Annotated in this window: 16 protein-coding genes; 6 read left to right on the forward strand and 10 right to left on the reverse strand. The window is 63.1% G+C overall.

The features are described from left to right. Positions 1 to 13 precede the first annotated feature (13 nt). On the forward strand, positions 14 to 1,228 hold the full coding sequence (locus tag D3227_RS09580; protein ID WP_120013882.1) for an MFS transporter: 1,215 nt from the start codon (positions 14 to 16) through the stop codon (positions 1,226 to 1,228). A gap of 50 nt (positions 1,229 to 1,278) precedes the next feature. Here the strand turns inward: D3227_RS09580 and D3227_RS09585 are convergent, their stop codons facing one another. After that, a complete protein-coding gene (locus tag D3227_RS09585; RefSeq protein ID WP_120013883.1) occupies positions 1,279 to 1,848 on the reverse strand; it encodes a TetR/AcrR family transcriptional regulator in 570 nt (189 codons plus the stop codon). A 97-nt stretch (positions 1,849 to 1,945) separates the two neighbouring features. Between D3227_RS09585 and D3227_RS09590 the strand changes: the two genes are divergently transcribed. Further along, entirely contained in the window at positions 1,946 to 2,854 is a 909-nt protein-coding gene (locus D3227_RS09590; RefSeq protein ID WP_120013884.1) for an SDR family oxidoreductase, read from the forward strand. Between the two features lie 37 nt (positions 2,855 to 2,891). On the opposite strand, the gene D3227_RS09595 is transcribed toward D3227_RS09590, so the two are convergent. Continuing rightward, the gene (locus D3227_RS09595) at positions 2,892 to 3,239 is read right to left on the reverse strand and encodes a GFA family protein (protein ID WP_120013885.1); all 348 of its coding nucleotides are present in this window, start codon (positions 3,237 to 3,239) and stop codon (positions 2,892 to 2,894) included. Between the two features lie 123 nt (positions 3,240 to 3,362). Here D3227_RS09595 and D3227_RS09600 point away from each other — a divergent pair, with 123 nt between their 5' ends. Beyond that, a complete protein-coding gene (locus D3227_RS09600; RefSeq protein WP_120013886.1) occupies positions 3,363 to 4,664 on the forward strand; it encodes an amidase in 1,302 nt (433 codons plus the stop codon). A 23-nt stretch (positions 4,665 to 4,687) separates the two neighbouring features. Here the strand turns inward: D3227_RS09600 and D3227_RS09605 are convergent, their stop codons facing one another. From D3227_RS09605 to D3227_RS09625, 5 genes are all read right to left on the reverse strand, one after another. Beyond that, positions 4,688 to 5,044: a DUF6748 domain-containing protein gene (locus D3227_RS09605; RefSeq protein ID WP_245451716.1), complete on the reverse strand. Its 357-nt coding sequence runs from the start codon at positions 5,042 to 5,044 to the stop codon at positions 4,688 to 4,690. Positions 5,045 to 5,109: 65 nt separating this feature from the next. Further along, positions 5,110 to 6,090 carry a hydroxyacid dehydrogenase gene (locus D3227_RS09610; protein ID WP_120013888.1) on the reverse strand — a complete coding sequence of 327 codons (981 nt, stop codon included), beginning with the start codon at positions 6,088 to 6,090 and terminating at the stop codon, positions 5,110 to 5,112. An 8-nt stretch (positions 6,091 to 6,098) separates the two neighbouring features. Next, positions 6,099 to 6,815: a FadR/GntR family transcriptional regulator gene (locus tag D3227_RS09615; protein ID WP_120013889.1), complete on the reverse strand. Its 717-nt coding sequence runs from the start codon at positions 6,813 to 6,815 to the stop codon at positions 6,099 to 6,101. Between the two features lie 2 nt (positions 6,816 to 6,817). Then, positions 6,818 to 7,987 (reverse strand): mandelate racemase/muconate lactonizing enzyme family protein, encoded by a 1,170-nt coding sequence (locus D3227_RS09620; RefSeq protein ID WP_120013890.1) that lies wholly within the window; start codon positions 7,985 to 7,987, stop codon positions 6,818 to 6,820. A gap of 57 nt (positions 7,988 to 8,044) precedes the next feature. Beyond that, on the reverse strand, positions 8,045 to 8,932 hold the full coding sequence (locus D3227_RS09625; protein ID WP_120013891.1) for a sugar phosphate isomerase/epimerase family protein: 888 nt from the start codon (positions 8,930 to 8,932) through the stop codon (positions 8,045 to 8,047). 398 nt (positions 8,933 to 9,330) lie between these two features. Between D3227_RS09625 and D3227_RS09630 the strand changes: the two genes are divergently transcribed. From D3227_RS09630 to D3227_RS09640, 3 genes are all read left to right on the forward strand, one after another. After that, entirely contained in the window at positions 9,331 to 10,386 is a 1,056-nt protein-coding gene (locus D3227_RS09630) for a sugar phosphate isomerase/epimerase family protein (RefSeq protein ID WP_120014073.1), read from the forward strand. 58 nt (positions 10,387 to 10,444) lie between these two features. Beyond that, positions 10,445 to 11,632 (forward strand): Gfo/Idh/MocA family protein, encoded by a 1,188-nt coding sequence (locus D3227_RS09635; protein ID WP_120013892.1) that lies wholly within the window; start codon positions 10,445 to 10,447, stop codon positions 11,630 to 11,632. A 78-nt stretch (positions 11,633 to 11,710) separates the two neighbouring features. Then, a complete protein-coding gene (locus D3227_RS09640) occupies positions 11,711 to 12,601 on the forward strand; it encodes a sugar phosphate isomerase/epimerase family protein (RefSeq protein ID WP_120014074.1) in 891 nt (296 codons plus the stop codon). Here the strand turns inward: D3227_RS09640 and phnE (D3227_RS09645) are convergent. The 3 genes from phnE (D3227_RS09645) to phnD form a co-directional block, all read right to left on the reverse strand. Further along, positions 12,589 to 14,148, reverse strand: a complete 1,560-nt coding sequence (gene phnE / locus D3227_RS09645) for a phosphonate ABC transporter, permease protein PhnE (protein ID WP_120013893.1) — start codon at positions 14,146 to 14,148, stop codon at positions 12,589 to 12,591. The genes D3227_RS09640 and phnE (D3227_RS09645) overlap by 13 nt on opposite strands. A 4-nt stretch (positions 14,149 to 14,152) precedes the next feature. Further along, positions 14,153 to 15,127 (reverse strand): phosphonate ABC transporter, permease protein PhnE, encoded by a 975-nt coding sequence (gene phnE / locus D3227_RS09650; RefSeq protein WP_120013894.1) that lies wholly within the window; start codon positions 15,125 to 15,127, stop codon positions 14,153 to 14,155. A gap of 74 nt (positions 15,128 to 15,201) precedes the next feature. After that, positions 15,202 to 16,110, reverse strand: coding sequence for a phosphonate ABC transporter substrate-binding protein (phnD, locus tag D3227_RS09655; protein WP_120013895.1), 909 nt, complete (start codon positions 16,108 to 16,110; stop codon positions 15,202 to 15,204). Between the last annotated feature and the right edge of the window lie 67 nt (positions 16,111 to 16,177).

The following is a 16,177-nucleotide window of genomic DNA, read 5'->3' on the forward strand; positions in this document are numbered from 1 at the left end:
CCGGAGATCCATCATGACCGAACCCGCGACAGGCGTCATCGACGCCGCCGTTCTCGACTCTTCCGAATCCGACGAACGATCCGAGCCGGCGTGGGGCGCGGTTGTGTCGCTTGCGCTGGGCGTTTTCGGCCTGGTGACCGCCGAATTCCTGCCCGCCAGCCTGCTGACGCGGCTGGCGCAGGATCTCGGCATCACCGAAGGTGCGGCCGGGCAAGCGGTGACGGCGACGGCCGTCGTCGGCGCGATCGCCGCACCCACCATGGCCATCGTCACCAAGCGGCTCGATCGCAGGCTGGTCATGTGGGGGCTGACGATACTCCTGATCGTCTCCAACCTGCTCGCCGCCTTCGCGTCATCGCTTCCCGTTCTGCTTGCGGCCCGCGTCGTTCTTGGCGTCGCCCTCGGCGGCTTCTGGTCGATGTCGGCGGCCATGGCGATGCGGCTGGTGCCGATGCGGCTGATGCCGCGCGCCATGTCGATCATCCTCACCGGCGTTTCGGTCGCCACCGTCACCGCGGCCCCGGTGGGCGCCTATGTCGGCGATGTCTGGGGCTGGCGGACCGCTTTTATGATCGCGGCGATTGTCGGCGCGCTGGCGCTGCTGGTGCAGATCGCAACGCTTCCAAAGCTGCCGCCGGCCGGCGTGGCAAGTTTCAGCACCTTGCTGGAGGTGCTGAAGCGGCCGATGATCAGGGTGGCGCTGCTGGTCGTGCTGCTGGTCGCCTCAGGGCACTTTGCCGGCTTCACCTATGTGCGCCCGTATCTGGAGCAGGTTCCCGTCCTGCCGATCGAAACGATCTCGCTCGTGCTTCTGGCTTACGGCATCGGCGGCTTCTTCGGCAATTTCGCCGGCGGCTTCATGGCCGAGCGCAGCCTCAAGACGGCGGTCGGTCTGGCACCGCTGCTCATCGCCTTGTCGGCCCTGGTGCTGCTAACGCTCGGCGCCTCGCCGGTGACGGCGGCGGTCGCGGTCGCCGCCTGGGGCTTTGCCTTCGGCGCCGTGCCGGTCGGCCTGCAGACCTGGCTGGTGCGCGCAGCGCCCGACCAGGCCGAGAGCGCCGGCGGGCTGATGGTGGCGACGTTCCAGGTGGCGATCGCGCTGGGCGCGGTGTTTGGCGGATTGCTGGTCGATCACGCCGGCGTCGCCAGCGCCTTTGCCTATTGCGGTACGGCGACGCTGCTGGCGGCGCTGGTTACCTTCCTGCTCGGCCCGAAGCGCGCAAGCTAGGTCAGCTTTCGACGCTCGACGCCTTCCACATCAATCGGCCCGATACTCGGCTACGGGTTTCGGGCCGAAAGCGCCACCACGAAACGCTTCAGGCTGTGCTCGACATAGGCAGTCAGCTCCATGTCGGGGTCAAAACTCCACCACAGCAGAGAACCCTGCCAATGGGACGCCATCAGCAGGCCGATATCTTCGGGCATGTCGGGCACGTCGGCGAAGCAGCCGGCGAGCACCTTGCTCAGCACCGCCTTCCAGGCGGCGCCGCGCGCCCGCAGCACGGGATCGCGCAGATCCTCGCGCAGGACGAGCAGACCTTGGGCATAGGATTCGATATCGCCGTAGCCTTTGGACAAGGCGACGAGCAACTGGATGGCCCCGGCCGGAGTTTTCGGAATCGAGCCGGCGAGATCCTCGGTTTTTCGGTCGAGCCCATCCCAGGCGTAAAGCAAAGTGCGTTGCTTCAGCTGTGCCTTGCTCTTGAAGCGCTGCACCAGCGTCGACCCCGAGAGACCACATGCCCGCGCCAGCCGCTCGAAGGTCAGCGCTTCCGGGCCATCGGAATGGATCAGCCGGTACGCGGCCTCCAGCACCTGCTCGTCGGGTTGGGTTTTTGGTCGGGTCATCTTGACACCTAATTATAAACGAATGATCATTTATAAATGATTGGAGAGGCGAGAGCCAGTCCGGTTTGTTCGATGAGTCGCTTTTTGGGAGGGGTTCATGACGCTTGAAGGAAAAGTCGCTCTTGTCGCCGGCGCCACCCGCGGCGCGGGCCGTGGCATAGCGGTCGAACTCGGTGCGGCTGGCGCCACCGTCTATGTCACCGGGCGGACGACACGAACCCAGCAGTCCGACTATGGTCGCCCGGAGACCATCGAGGAGACGGCGGAGCTAGTGACGGCGCAAGGCGGCAAGGGCATTGCCGTTCAGGTCGATCATCTGATTGCGGACGATGTGCGCAAACTGGTCGAGCGCATCCGCGCCGAACAGGGCCGCCTCGACATCCTGGTCAACGACCTGTGGGGCGGCGAGAAACTGTTCGAATGGAACAAGCCGGTTTGGGAGCACAATCTAGACAACGGCTTGCGCCTGCTGCGCCTAGCGATCGACACGCATCTGATCACCGCGCACCATGCGCTGCCGCTGATGATCGAGCGGCCGGGCGGGCTGCATGTCGAAGTCACCGACGGCACCGCCGAATACAATGCCGACCACTACCGACTGTCGCCCTTCTATGATCTCGCCAAGGTGGCGGCGACGCGCATGGCATGGGCGCATGCCAAGGACCTCGCGCCGCATAGCGCTACGTCGGTTTGCCTGACGCCAGGCTGGTTGCGGTCCGAAATGATGCTGGAGGCGTTCGGCGTCACCGAAGAAAACTGGCGCGACGCGACCGCAAAGGTGGCGCATTTCATCATCTCGGAGACGCCGCGCTTCATTGGCCGCGCGATAGCGGCACTGGCCGCGGATCCGGATCGCTCGCGCTGGAACGGTCAGTCGCTGTCGAGCGGCGGGCTGGCGCAGGTCTATGGCTTCACTGACCTCGACGGCTCACGCCCCGATGCCTGGCGCTATGTTCCGGAAGTCCAGGATGCCGGCAAGCCAGCCGACGCGACCGGGTACCGGTAGAGCGGCTTTGCGCATCGTGGACCGCTCCGTAGAACTCCTAGGCCGAGCGGCCATCGAAATCGATCACAGGCACCGCTGACAGGTCGATGTCGTCGAGGCAGTTGATGTTGACATAGGCGCTTCGCTCACTGCCTTCGCCGACATCCTCGGCGAAGGGATGGATGCCACAGGTCCGGCAGAAGCGGTGGGCGATAGCCTTGCTGGCGAATGTGTAGCGGCCGAGATCGTCGCCCCAGGCGAGCATCCGCAATTTCTGGTGCGGCACGGCCCACAGCAGCGCGCCCTTGCGCGCACAGATCGAGCAATTGCATCGCACGGCCGCGGTCAATTCGCCCTCGACCTCGAACGCGACCTTGCCGCAATGACAGCTGCCCTTGTAGTGCATCGAGTGTTCCTCTTCCTTCGGTCCGACAGGGTGCAAATCCGACTTTGCCGGGTTATGTCTCTACAGGCCATGTTGGCCGCCAGCCTTTAAGACGTTGCAGTTGGCCGGAGTCCGACACCAAAAATGCACTCAGTCCGCGACCATCTGGAAAAAAACATCCTTGCGCGCCTCGCCGCCCGTGCCGGCGAAGAACGCGTGTTCACAACGCTCTATGCCGAAGCCGCGCGGGCTGCGGCTGATGCCAGCGATGCCCGCAAGCGGGCAGGCGTGACGCTCGGGCCGCTCGACGGCACCATTGTGTCGATCAAGGATCTGTTCGATGTCGCCGGCGAGGCGACCACAGCCGGCTCGCTGATGCTCAAGAACGCCGCACCTGCCCAGCGCGACGCGGCAATCGTCAGTCGGCTGCGGCAGGCCGGGGCTGTCATCATCGGCAAGACCAACATGACCGAGTTTGCCTTCACTGCGATCGGCGACAACCAGCATTACGGCACTCCCGGCAACGCGATGGATTCCAGCCGCATCCCGGGCGGCTCGTCTTCGGGTGCCGGTGTTTCCGTCGGCGAAGGCACCTGCGACATCGCCATTGGCTCAGACACGGGCGGTTCAGTGCGCATACCGGCATCGCTCAACGGCGTCGTCGGCTTCAAGCCGACGGCTCGGCGCGTGCCATTGACCGGCGCCTACCCATTGTCCGCGACTCTGGATTCGATCGGACCGCTTGCACTCAGTGTCGCTGCGTGCGCGATTGCCGACGCCGCGATGGCCGGCGAGGAGTTGCCGGCACCGCACCTGCCGCTCCCGCTTGCCGGGCTTCGTGTAGGTATTCCGCGCGGCCCGCTTTTCGAAGACACCGAAAGTGAGGTCGCCGCGGCGTTCGATCGCAGCCTTCGCAAGATCGAGCCGACAGGCGCGCGCCTAGCGGACATATCGATGGACGATTTACTTGCCGCGATGCGTGCGGCCACCAGGCGCGGTTCGATCGCGGCCATGGAAGGGGCCGAAATCCATGCCGACTGGCTGGCGACGGGGGCATCGGTGCCGGTCGACCCATGGGTCAGCGGGCCGCTGTCGCGGGCGGCCGCAATCCCGACGCCGGTCTATATCAGGGCAATGCGCCGCCGCGCGGCACTTTGCATAGCCATGGACGAGCGGTTGGCGTCGGTCGACGTGCTAGCGCTGCCGACCACCCCGGTGACGGCGCCGACCATAGTTTCGATGACTGAGAATGCCGATCTGCGCGAACGCACCGAAGGGCTGCTGCTGCGCAACACGCAGGTGGCCAACCAGTTCGACCTCTGCGCCATCTCGCTGCCGATGCCCGGCATGACGCTGCAGGCCGGCTTGATGCTGGTGGCGCGCAACGGCCATGACCATCATTTGCTGCGCATCGCGGCCGAAGTCGAGGCGCTGTTAGTCTGCTGATCGGGTAGCCCTTTGGAATCGGGTTAACGCGGCCGGCAGTGCTTGCGCTCGGTCTTCTTGGAGGCTCGTTCGATGCTGGTCGCGATTAGCCGATCGTATCCGCTGCCGGAATTCGGCTCGTGTTCGATCGACCCTTTGACTACGATCTTTCCCGTATCAAGTGATGCCGAGAGATCTTTCTTTGCTCTGTCTTGCCACGGCAATCGGGTGGTGTCGATCGACACCACCTCGATGATCTCACCGGTGGCGAGGTCGAGAGCGCTGTGCGACGGGCAGGGCTGCATGACGCAGGCTATCCCATTGCTGCAGTAGACATAACTGCTGCCCTCGATCGCGGCGGCCGACGGCGATGCCGCGATTGAAGACGCGGCGATGGCCATGAAGGCGCGGCGAAGGCCAGGCATGGTTTCAACGTCGCGGAGAAATGAGGCGAAACCGCGATGTGTTACACGCTCGCCGGGAACCGCCGCCGGTACTGCTGGACCACTTCGGGATTGCGCAGATTGACCGGCAATTTGTTGGCCAACACCAGCAGGGCTTCGCCGGCGGCGCCGACGCCCATGCGCATCATTGATTCCTCGGTGATGCCGGCCATGTGCGGGGTGATGATGACGTTGTCGAAGCCGAAATAGGGATGATTGGGCGGCAGCGGCTGCGTCGCAAACACATCGAGTGCCGCACCACCGATGCGGCCCTTCTGCAAGGCCTCGATCAGCGCCTCGTCGTCGACCACTGGCCCGCGCGAGACGTTGATCAGCAGCGCATGCGGCTTCATGCGGGCGATGCGCTCGCGGCTGATCAGGCCGCGCGTCTCTTCCGTCAGCGGGCAGCACAAAACGATGATGTCGCTCTGCTCGACCAGCGCGTCGATCGACAGGAAGCCGACCCTGTCGGGCGCCGGCCGCATGCTGCGCGTCGTCGCCACGACGTTGAGATCGAAGCCGTGCGCGGCGATATGGCCGACCGCCTGGCCGACGGCGCCTAAGCCGACGATGCCGATGGTCTTGCCGGCGAGTTCGCTGTTGGCATTGGCGTGCTCGCGGCCGGCGAGCCAGCCCTTTGTGCGCAAGTCGCGGTCGACCACGCGAAAACGCCGGGAAAGCGCAAGGGCGGCAAACATCACATGCTCGGCGACCGAGCGCGCATTGACCGCAGGCACGTTCGCCACCAGCACGCCGGCGGCAGTCGCCGCGTCCATCGGGATCATGTCGAGCCCGGCGCCATGGCGGATCGCGGCCCGCAGCTTCTTAGCGCCATCGAAAAGCGCCGGTGGCAGAGGCGCACGGACAATGACGATGTCGGCATCCTTCGCCTCACTGGCGAGTGTGTTGGCATCGAGGGCGGAGGCGACGACGAGCCTGCCGGCCTCGGCCAGCATGGCCGTGGCGCGCGGATGCAACGGATGCGTCGACAGGATCTTGGGCATCTTCTGCGTCAGGCCTTTTCGAGCACCGGGCTCGGAGGCTCGGCCGCCTTACCGCTGATGAGGCCTTTCCAATAGCTCTCCGCGCCCTGCAGATGGGCGCTCATAAGCGCCTGGGCGAGATTGCCGTCACGGCGCAGCAGCGCCTCGTAGATCTGGATGTGCTCGGCATGCGAACGCACGCTGCGTTCGGGATCGTTGAAATAGATCGGCAGGCGCAGCTCGCCCATCAGATAGTAAACGCTGCAGATGTTGTGGAAGACGCTGTTCTTGGTGGCGCGCACGATCTCGAGGTGGAATTCGCGGTCTTCCCTGGCCAAGCCCTCGCCGGCGGCGATGCGTTCCTCCGAAGCTTTCAGGATCTCGCGCAGCCGTTCGAAATTCTCCTCAGTGGCGCGCGAACAAGCGAGTTCGGCCGCCTTGATCTCGTGGATCTTGCGCAACTCAACCGTTTCGTAGATCTGCACCGGATCGAGCGGCAGGCCGGCGCGCGCGAACAGCGCCATGGCCTCGACGCTCGCCTGCTTGGTGTCGATATAGATGCCGGATTTGGCGCGGCGCTCGACGATGCGCATGGCTTCGAGGATGGCCAGGGCTTCACGGATCTGGCCGCGGCTGACGCCGAAATGCTCCGCCAGTTCACGCTCCGACGGGGTGCGGCCTGTCTCCTTGTCCGAATTGGAGAACAGATAGGCGGCGAGTTCGGCGAGAAGGTTCTTTTCTTTCATCGTCAGCAGCGTTGCGCGTGCGCCTCCAGGAATCGTTCCGAAAGGGTGAATCCCAAACCAGGCTTTTCAGGGATCGCTATCATACCGTCCTTTGCTTCGACAGTCTCTTCGATAAGATCATGGATCATCGGGTTGGCGCCCAGCGAATATTCGACGGTGAAGCTCGCCGGCGAAGCAGCGCAGACATGCAGCCCGGCAAAGAAGCAGGGCGCGCCCGCCCACAGATGCGGCGCAAAACGCAGGTTGAAGGCGCTGGCGATGGTGCCAATCTTCATCGCCTCGCTGATGCCGCCGCAAAAGGCCGGATCCGGTTGGAAGATGTCGGCGGATTTGAGCACCGCGAGATCGCGGAAGGCATAGCGCGTCGCCTCGCTTTCGCCGGTGGCGATCGGGATGGAGCCGCTGGCGCGCACTTCGGCCATCCCCGCCTTGTCGTCGGCAATCACCGGCTCCTCGAACCAGGCGAGGTCGAGATCGGCGGCGAGATGGATGAAGCGCTTGGCCTCGGCGACCGTATAGGTGCCATGCGCGTCGACCATCAGCTCGACATCGGGGCCGAGCGCCTGCCTTGCGGCGCGGACGCGGGCGGCGGAAATATGCGGGGCGCCGTCCATGGCGCCGATGCGCATCTTCAGCGCCTTGAAACCACCCTTGGCGATGTAGGATTTGAGCTGGTCGCCGATGGCGTCGGCGGCAGCCCAACCGCCCGACGCATAGGCCTGCATGCGCTCTACCTTGCGGCCGCCGAGCAGCCGCCAGACCGGCTGTCCCAGCGACTTGCCGAGAATGTCCCAGAGCGCGATGTCGACTGCGCTGATCGCGGCAATGCTCAAGCCGCGCCGCGCCAGTTGCGGCATGGCATGGCCGCCGTGGGCCGCGGTCTCGTGGCGCACGCCGTTATAGAGCATCTCCCAGATGACGCCGATGTCGGCCGGGTCGCGGCCGATCAGCTGCGGGGCGACCTCGTGGTTCAGCATGTGGACAAGGGCGCCGTAGCTGCCGGCGCTGCCGGCGGCGTTCTTGCCTTCGCCCCAGCCGACCAGACCGTCATCGGTCTCGATGCGCAGGATGGCGGCATCGAACGTCGTCACCTGGCCGAAGTCGCTGCGATGCTGCCGCGCGACTTCGATCGGTATGCGAACCCACCATGCCTGGACGTTTCTGATGCGCATGTTCTTCCCCGGCCCTGCCGCTGGCCGGGCGGAAGGGCTCATTCCCAGTCGGAGCGGCTACTTGATCAGAGGCAGCAGCGTTTCGGCGGTGATGCGCATCTGGTCGGTGTAGAATTTCTCCGTCAGCACGCTGGAACCGTGATCCTGGATGAACTTCAGCTGTTCGGGAGAGATGTCGACAGGGTGGCGCTCGACCATTTCGGGATAGGGCGCGGCCGGCGTGCGGTCGACGGGCGCGACGAACTCGTTGGTCAGCGCGCCGTCATAGCCGACTTCCTTCAGCGTGCGCACGATCTTAGGCCAGTCGATCTGCCCGAGGCCGGCGGCGAAGCGATTGTTGTCGGCGACGTGGAAGTCGAACAGGCGCTTGCCGACCTGGCGGATGGCGTCATAGACGTTAAATTCCTCCATGTGGATATGGTAGGCGTCGAGGCAGACACCGCATTCGGGACTTACCGCATCGGCCAAGGCGAGGGCTTGGGCACCACGGTTGAACAGATAGGTTTCGAAGCGGTTGAGCGGCTCGACGGCGATCTTGACGCCGACCTTCTTGGCATGGGTGAAGCATTCCCTGGTGGCGTCGACCACCCATGTCCACTCCTCTTCCTCGGTGCCGTCCGGCACCACCTTGCCGACGGTGGCGGGAACCAGCGTGATGATCTCACCATCGAGTTCGCTGATCATGGTGAGCACGTCCTTGACATATTGAACCGAGCGCTCGCGTTGGCCCTGGTCCTTGGCGGCGAGGTTGCGCTCGCCCAGCATCAGCGTCACCGCGCCCCAGCAGCGGATGCCGTGTTCCTTGAGCAGCGCGCGCGTCTCATTGGTCTTGTATTGCGCGGGCTCGCCGGAAATCTCGATCGACTCGTAGCCGAATTTCTTGATGCGCTTCAGCGTCGTTTCCAACGGCTCCGCCCGCATCCAGTTGTGCGTCGAAAGATGCATGGTCTATCCTTCCCAGAATTCGCCTGTCACGTTTCCCACGGCGCCCTCCAGCGAAGCGCGCCGCATGATTCCTCCTCAGGGGCGTTCCAGTGTTTTTGACTAACTGGTTCGACCAATTGGGCCTGAAGGCAGGTCTACAGCAAATTCCCATGAACGGCAAGAAGTCGCGAGCGGCAACTCATCGTGCCGGCTACTCTATTGATTAAATTAATGTATTTTCGCAGTTTGTGATGGCCGCCGATCCTTCTGCGGTGCGTTGCGCCGCTTGACCGACTGGCCGTATTTGGTCATACCAGAATGGCGACACAAACAAGTGTCTGCGGGAAAACATCAAACGGGCTGGCCCTGCTTCCAATCGGCGCTATGCTTGGTCGTGACATGAGAGAGGGAGGATGCCGATGCCGTCGACGATGAAGGGTCCCGGTCTGTTTCTGGCGCAGTTCGCGGGCGATGCCGCACCGTTCAATTCACTTCCCTCGATCACCAAATGGGCTGCCAGTCTCGGCTACAAGGGCGTGCAGATCCCGACCTGGGACGCGAGGCTGTTCGACCTCAAGAAGGCGGCGTCTTCCAAGGCCTATTGCGACCAGGTGAAGGGCATCTGCGCGGACGCCGGCGTCGAGATAACCGAGCTGTCGACGCATCTGCAGGGGCAGTTGGTGGCGGTGCATCCGGCCTATGACGCGCAGTTCGACGGCTTCGCGCCGCCGGCGGTGCACAACAATCCGAAGGCCCGGCAGAAATGGGCGGTCGAGCAGATGAAGTTCGGCGCCAAGGCGTCGAAGAATCTGGGCCTGAAGGCCTCGGTCTCCTTCTGCGGGGCGTTGGCCTTCCCTTACCTCTACCCGTGGCCGCAGCGGCCTGCAGGCCTGATTGAGGAAGCCTTCTCGGAACTCGGCAAGCGCTGGAAGCCGATCCTCGATGTCTATGACGAGAACGGCGTCGACATCGGCTACGAGATCCATCCGGGCGAGGACGTGTTCGATGGCGCAACCTTTGAGATGTTCCTCGATGCGGTCGGCGGCCACAAACGCTGCAACATCAATTACGACCCATCGCATTTCCTGCTGCAGCAGCTCGACTATCTCGAATTCATCGACATCTATCATGAGCGGATCAAGGCGTTCCACGCCAAGGATGCCGAGTTCAATCCGACGGGACGGCAAGGCGTCTATTCCGGCTATCAAAGCTGGACCAACCGGGCCGGTCGGTTCCGTTCGCTCGGCGACGGGCAGGTGGATTTCGGCGGCATCTTCTCCAAGCTCACCCAGTACGGGTACGATTCCTGGGCGGTGCTGGAATGGGAATGCTGCCTGAAGCATCCGGAGGATGGTGCTGCCGAAGGCGCGCCCTTCATCCAGCATCACATCATCAGGGTGACGGAAAAGGCATTCGACGATTTCGCCGGCGGCGCCACCGACAAGAAGGCGCTGCGCGCCATGATGGGTATCTGACCGGGCTTCGCCGGTGACAATCGCCAAAGGCAGAACGCATAAGACGAGGGAGACAAGAATGGTCGGCGCATCGAAGTCGGAAACAGGAGGCGGTCCGATCCGCTACGGCATGGTCGGCGGCGGACAGGGCGCCTTCATCGGCGCGGTGCACCGGATCGCGGCGCGGATGGACAACGACTTCGTGCTGGTCGCCGGTGCGCTGTCGGCGAATCCCGAGCGCGCCAAGGCTTCGGCCGCCGAGCTCGGGCTCGATCCGGCGCGCAGCTATGGTTCCTACGCCGAGATGGCCAAGGCCGAGGCCAAGCGGCCGGACGGTATTGAGGCGGTGGCCATCGTCACGCCCAACAACGTGCATGTGCCGGCGGCGAAGGCCTTCCTCGAAGCCGGCATCCACGTCATCTGCGACAAGCCGCTGGCAACGACTTTGGCGGAGGCAAAGAAGCTGGCGGCGGTGGTCGAAAAGACCGGCAAGGTGTTCGTGCTGACGCACAACTACACCGCCTATCCGATGATCCGCCAGGCGCGCGAGATGGTGGCCAAAGGGCAGCTCGGCGACATCCGTATCGTGCAGTCGGAATATCCGCAGGACTGGCTGACCGAAGACCTTGCCGCTACCGGCCAGAAGCAGGCGGCGTGGCGCTCCGACCCCAAGCAGGCGGGTGCGGGCGGCGCGCTCGGCGACATCGGCACGCATGCCTACAACCTGGCGCGCTTCGTCTCCGGGCTGGAGCTCGATGCGCTGTCGGCCGATCTCGACGCTTTCGTGCCGGGGCGCCAGCTCGACGACAATGTCAACGTCATGTTGCGCTTCAAGCCGGTCGGCAAGGCGCATCCGGCCAAGGGCATGATCTGGGCGAGCCAGGTCGCGCCCGGCCACGAGAACGGGCTGAAGCTGCGCATCTACGGCTCGAAGGGTGGGCTGGAATGGGTGCAGGCCGATCCGAACTATCTTTGGTACACGCCGTTCGGTCAGCCGAAGCAGTTGCTCACCCGCAACGGCGCCGGCGCGCTGCCGGTTGCCGGCCGCGTCAGCCGCGTTCCGTCGGGCCATCCGGAAGGCTATCTCGAAGGTTTCGCCAACATCTACCAGGAGGCAGCCCGTGCCATCCGCGCGGCGCGCAAGAAGGGCGGTAGGCCGGCAAAGGATGTCGTCTTCCCCACCATCGAGGACGGCGTCGAAGGCATGGCCTTCATCGAGGCCTGCGTGAAGTCGTCGAAGAAGAACGGGGCTTGGACGAAGCTTTAACGAGTGTCGATATTCAGGTGATGCCGCCTGACCTGAATCTCTACACGCCTTGTCGCGAAATTTTCGGGGAGGATGTCGATGAAGATCGGCATGTGCATGTTTTTGTGGACGACCAGCGTCTCGAAGAAGCACGAGGCGCTGTTGCGTGACATCAAGGCGACCGGCTTTGATGGTGTCGAGATACCGGTGTTTTCCGGCACGCCCGACGACTACAGGAAGCTTGGTGACTTGCTCGACCGCATCGGGCTGGAGCGCACCGCCGTCTCGGCGATGGGCGATCCCTTGATGAACCTGATCTCGCCTGATGCCGGGACGCGCAAGACCGGGATCGACTACATGAAATGGGCGATCGATTGCAGTGAGGCGCTTGGTGCCGACAGGCTGAGCGGTCCGCTGCATTCGACACTCGGCGCCTTTTCAGGCAGCGGGCCGACAGCGGCCGAGAAAAAACGCTCGGTCGCCGCGCAGCGCGCCATCGGCGACCACGCCGGCAAGAGGGGCGTCACCATCGGCCTCGAGGCGCTCAACCGCTTCGAATGCTATCTGCTGAACACGATGGACGATTTGTGCGAGCACATCGATGCGATCGACAGGCCGCACATCCAGGCGATGTACGACACCTTCCATGCCAATATCGAGGAGGCCGATCCGATCGGCGCCTATACGCGCAACCGGAAAAATGTCGTCCATATCCACATTTCCGAGAATGACCGCGGCGTGCCGGGGCGCGGGCATGTCCCATGGAAAGAGACGTTTTCGGCCATTCGCAAGAGCGGTTATGACGACTGGCTGACGATCGAGGCGTTTGGGCGTTCGCTCAAGGATCTGGCGGCGGCGACCAAGGTGTGGCGCGATTTTTCCGAGAGCCCGGAAGCGGTTTATCGCGATGGTTACACGCATATACGGAACGGGTGGAAGAAGGCTGGTGCCAGGGACGCAGCGAAGGCTTTTCCCTCTCAGGCGATCTGAGCCGCCGGCAGCGGGCGGGTGGGCGTGCGCTGGGGCCGCTCGTCGTTGCCGTTTCCGACGGTCCCCATAAGTTTGCGGCGGAGATAGTTGGAGACGTTGTCGAAGATAAAGACGACAAGCAGGATCAACAGAACCATGTAGAAAACATTGGCCCAGTTGGTGTTGGTGCGCATGGCCTCCCACAATTTCAGACCGATGCCGCCGGCGCCGACGGCGCCGATGATTGTCGCCGAGCGCGTGTTCGATTCCCAGAAATAGAGGGATTGGCTAAGGAACACCGGCAGAACCTGAGGCAGCACGCCATAGCGTTGCACCATCGCCGGCGTCGCGCCCACCGAGCGGATGCCCTCGCGCTGCTTGTCGTCGATGTTTTCCAGCGCCTCGGAATAGAGTTTGCCCAGCGTTCCGGTGTCGGTGAAGAAGATCGCCGACATGCCGGCCAGTGGTCCCGGACCGAAGCCGCGCGTGAAGAACAGCGCCCAGATCAGCATGTCGACAGACCGCAGGAAATCGAAGAAGCGTTTCGTCGCCTGGTTGGCCATCCAACTCGGGGTGATGTTGCGCGCAGCCAGGAAAGCGAGCGGAAAGGCGACGACCGAGGCCAGCACCGTGCCGACAAAAGCCATGACGATGGTTTGCAGAAGCTTCAGCCACACGTCGCCGTGCTGCCACTCGGCGTTGTAGAGGATGTTGTCCCAGGCAAGCGCCGCGTTTGATCGCGACGGGTCGATGCGTTCCCGGGAAACGATCAGTGAAGCGACCTCGCCGAACGGTTTTCCCCAGAATGGGGAATTCGTGTCAAACACAAAATTGGCCCAACCGAAAAACCGCCTCCAGGCGATCACCTCGTCGTTTTGCACTTCGGCGCGGCCCAAAAAACCGAACGAAACATAGGCTGTCGAACCTGGCTTGCGTTGCTCTATCCAGTAGGGCAGCGGCGTGCGCGGCGTGACGGAACTGTCCTTGGCAATGTCAAAGATGACGCTTTCGGCACCGCGCGTCACAGTGACAAGATTTGGCGTTATGGCAATCTGGCCGCTTCCAAAGACGACGGTCGCCGCCACGACGGCCTTTTCGCGGACCGTTTTGGGCGCAGCCGGAACCGATTTGCCTGGCGAGGGGGCAGGGTTCTCGGCGGTTGGCGCGCCAGGCGCCATGAAAGAGCCCTGCGACGACTTGTCAGTGGCCATCGCCGGTGCTGGTGCGGCGTCGCCCCGCCGCTCGATCGCAGCAATCTTTTTGATCACCCAGTCGGGATTTGGATTGGATCCCAGTTTGGAGAAACGGGAGTAGTCGATGGTCAGATAATCGTCCTTGAACTCGATGTCCGGGCGGATTTCGTAAGACACCCAGTCGGCGAGATAGGCGCCGGCCAGGTTCCAGTTCGCCTTTTCTAGAACGATGCCTATCGAAAAGAACCACCAGCAGTAAAAGGTATAGAGAATGCACAAAAGGACGCCGAACGGGGCGGCATAGCGCTTCCAAAAGGGGCGTCGGAACGCATCCGGATGGCGAGCGGCGATGTCGTTGATGGCGTCGGCGTTCATTGCGCTATTCTCCGCGCCCGTATGCGAACGCCTGCCTGCCAACAAGACGTTGTCTCAGCCATGCCGAAAACTGGTCGACGGCGACAATCGTGCAGAACAGCAGAAAGACGATGGCAATGGTCTTGGCCTCATGGCCCCGGCTGATCGAAAGACGCAGGGATTCGCCGATGCCGCCGGCGCCCACGGCGCCGAGAATGGTCGAAGCGCGCACATTGATCTCGAAGCGGAGCAGGAAATAGCTCATGAAGTTGGGCAGAACCTGAGGCACGATGCCGAACCACACCCGTTCGACCCAATTGGCGCCAACGGCCCGCAAGCCTTCGTCAGGCTTCATGTCGGCATTCTCGACCACTTCGAAGAACATTTTTCCGAGCGCGCCGACGGTATGGATGCTGACCGCGAGGATCGCCGGAATGGGCCCAAGCGAGAAGATCGCCAGAAAAAAACCGGCAATGACGATTTCCGGAAAGGCGCGGACAATTTCGAGGAAGCGGCGGGTGGTGAAACGGAGCCAGCGGCTGGCCGTGATATTGCTGGCAGCCAAGAAGCAGAGCAGGAAACCGAAGGTGGAGCCGACCAGCGTCGAAAACAGGGCAATGTTCAGTGTCTCGATCATCCGGTAGAAATACTCCGGTATGTAGATGCCCTGGGTCAGGTAGACCCGGCCTTCGGGATAGTCGAATTTGAGGCTGCCATCGTCATAGGGCGAGGGCAGGTCGAACAGCGCGCGCACCGGGTCGAACCAGTCGCGCGGCTTCAGTTCAACGAAAAAGTCGGCGATGTAGGGAAGGCGGTCGAAGAACTTTCCGGCGTTGGTTTCGTTGGCGAACCAGAGCGAGCCCGAGAGCGCAAGCAGCAGGAAAACCAGGCCTCCGATCGTGTAGAGGCGCCGGCGAGCGGCGAGGTCGCGCCAGTGCCGCTCGACCAAGGCTCCTTCCGTGGAGAGCGCAGGCGCGCGGTAAACGTCGGTCGCACTCATGGATAGGTCCCCAGCCCGTGACGCGGCAACGCCGCCGGCGGCACTTTGGCCCCGGCGGCGTCGTGCCTTTAGGCTTACGAGCCGATCTTCGCCTTACGAGCGTCGATGATCGCCTGATAGAATTCCGGGGTGACCGGCGAATAGCCCTTGAAGTCGCCGCCTTGAACCGCCGAGAAACAGGCCGGATCGGTTTGCGGAAGCTTGGTCAGGAAATCGGTGATCTTCTGCTTGGTAGCGGCGTCGAGCGAGGTGCGTATGACCAACGGGCCGTTCGGGATCAGCGGCGACTGCCACAGTTCGACGAGGTCGTCCATCTTGAGGACGCCCTTGTCGACCATCTTGCGCAGATTGCCCGAGCTGTAGCCGTCCTTGAAGTCGCCGACGCCGGAGGCCCAGGTGGTGCCGGCATCGAAGGTGCCCTTCAGAACTTCAAGGACAAGCTGTTCATGGCCGCCGCCGAAACCGGTCGAGGCGAAATAGCTCTTCACATCCATGCCGATGTCCTTGGGCAGCGACGTGACCGGGATCAGGTAGCCAGAAGTCGAATCGGGATCGGCGAAACCGAGCTTCTTGCCCTTCATGTCAGCGAGTGTCTTGATGCCTGAATCTGCGCGGGCGACCATAACCGAATGGTAGCCGGTCGAACCGTCGGTCTGGACCGTCGTCAGGATCGGCTGAACCGCGTCCTTGTTTTCGAGATAGACCTTGGCGTAAGCGGAAGCTCCGAGTTCGGCATAGTCAAGTGTGCCGCCGAGGAGGCCCTGGATGACGCCGTCATAGTCGGCGGCCGGGAACAGCGAAACCTTCTCGACACCGAGGACTTCCTTGATGTGATCGGCGAAGCACTGGTAGTTGCGCAGACGGTCGGCTTCGTTCTCGCCGCCGAGAATGCCGACGCGGAATTCCTTCAGGTCCTGTGCCTGGACAGAGCCCATCGCCATGGCAATGATGGAAACGGCACCGAAGAGTAACTTCCTAAACATCTCGTGTCTCTCCTGTTGAGTCCGGCATCGCGCCGGCTGCGTTCGAATTTTGACGGTGCCTGTGACG

The sequence above is a fragment of the Mesorhizobium waimense genome (genome assembly GCF_003601975.1).
Taxonomy (GTDB): Bacteria; Pseudomonadota; Alphaproteobacteria; order Rhizobiales; family Rhizobiaceae; genus Mesorhizobium; species Mesorhizobium waimense.

Bases quoted from the DNA above. Each gene is read 5' to 3' on its own strand.
- D3227_RS09580 (WP_120013882.1), top strand. From the start codon at position 14: ATGACCGAACCCGCGACAGGCGTCATCGACGCCGCCGTTCTCGACTCT.
- D3227_RS09585 (WP_120013883.1), bottom strand. From the start codon at position 1,848: ATGACCCGACCAAAAACCCAACCCGACGAGCAGGTGCTGGAGGCCGCG.
- D3227_RS09590 (WP_120013884.1), top strand. From the start codon at position 1,946: ATGACGCTTGAAGGAAAAGTCGCTCTTGTCGCCGGCGCCACCCGCGGC.
- D3227_RS09595 (WP_120013885.1), bottom strand. From the start codon at position 3,239: ATGCACTACAAGGGCAGCTGTCATTGCGGCAAGGTCGCGTTCGAGGTC.
- D3227_RS09600 (WP_120013886.1), top strand. From the start codon at position 3,363: ATGCACTCAGTCCGCGACCATCTGGAAAAAAACATCCTTGCGCGCCTC.
- D3227_RS09605 (WP_245451716.1), bottom strand. From the start codon at position 5,044: ATGGCCATCGCCGCGTCTTCAATCGCGGCATCGCCGTCGGCCGCCGCG.
- D3227_RS09610 (WP_120013888.1), bottom strand. From the start codon at position 6,090: ATGCCCAAGATCCTGTCGACGCATCCGTTGCATCCGCGCGCCACGGCC.
- D3227_RS09615 (WP_120013889.1), bottom strand. From the start codon at position 6,815: ATGAAAGAAAAGAACCTTCTCGCCGAACTCGCCGCCTATCTGTTCTCC.
- D3227_RS09620 (WP_120013890.1), bottom strand. From the start codon at position 7,987: ATGCGCATCAGAAACGTCCAGGCATGGTGGGTTCGCATACCGATCGAA.
- D3227_RS09625 (WP_120013891.1), bottom strand. From the start codon at position 8,932: ATGCATCTTTCGACGCACAACTGGATGCGGGCGGAGCCGTTGGAAACG.
- D3227_RS09630 (WP_120014073.1), top strand. From the start codon at position 9,331: ATGCCGTCGACGATGAAGGGTCCCGGTCTGTTTCTGGCGCAGTTCGCG.
- D3227_RS09635 (WP_120013892.1), top strand. From the start codon at position 10,445: ATGGTCGGCGCATCGAAGTCGGAAACAGGAGGCGGTCCGATCCGCTAC.
- D3227_RS09640 (WP_120014074.1), top strand. From the start codon at position 11,711: ATGAAGATCGGCATGTGCATGTTTTTGTGGACGACCAGCGTCTCGAAG.
- phnE (WP_120013893.1), bottom strand. From the start codon at position 14,148: ATGAACGCCGACGCCATCAACGACATCGCCGCTCGCCATCCGGATGCG.
- phnE (WP_120013894.1), bottom strand. From the start codon at position 15,127: ATGAGTGCGACCGACGTTTACCGCGCGCCTGCGCTCTCCACGGAAGGA.
- phnD (WP_120013895.1), bottom strand. From the start codon at position 16,110: ATGTTTAGGAAGTTACTCTTCGGTGCCGTTTCCATCATTGCCATGGCG.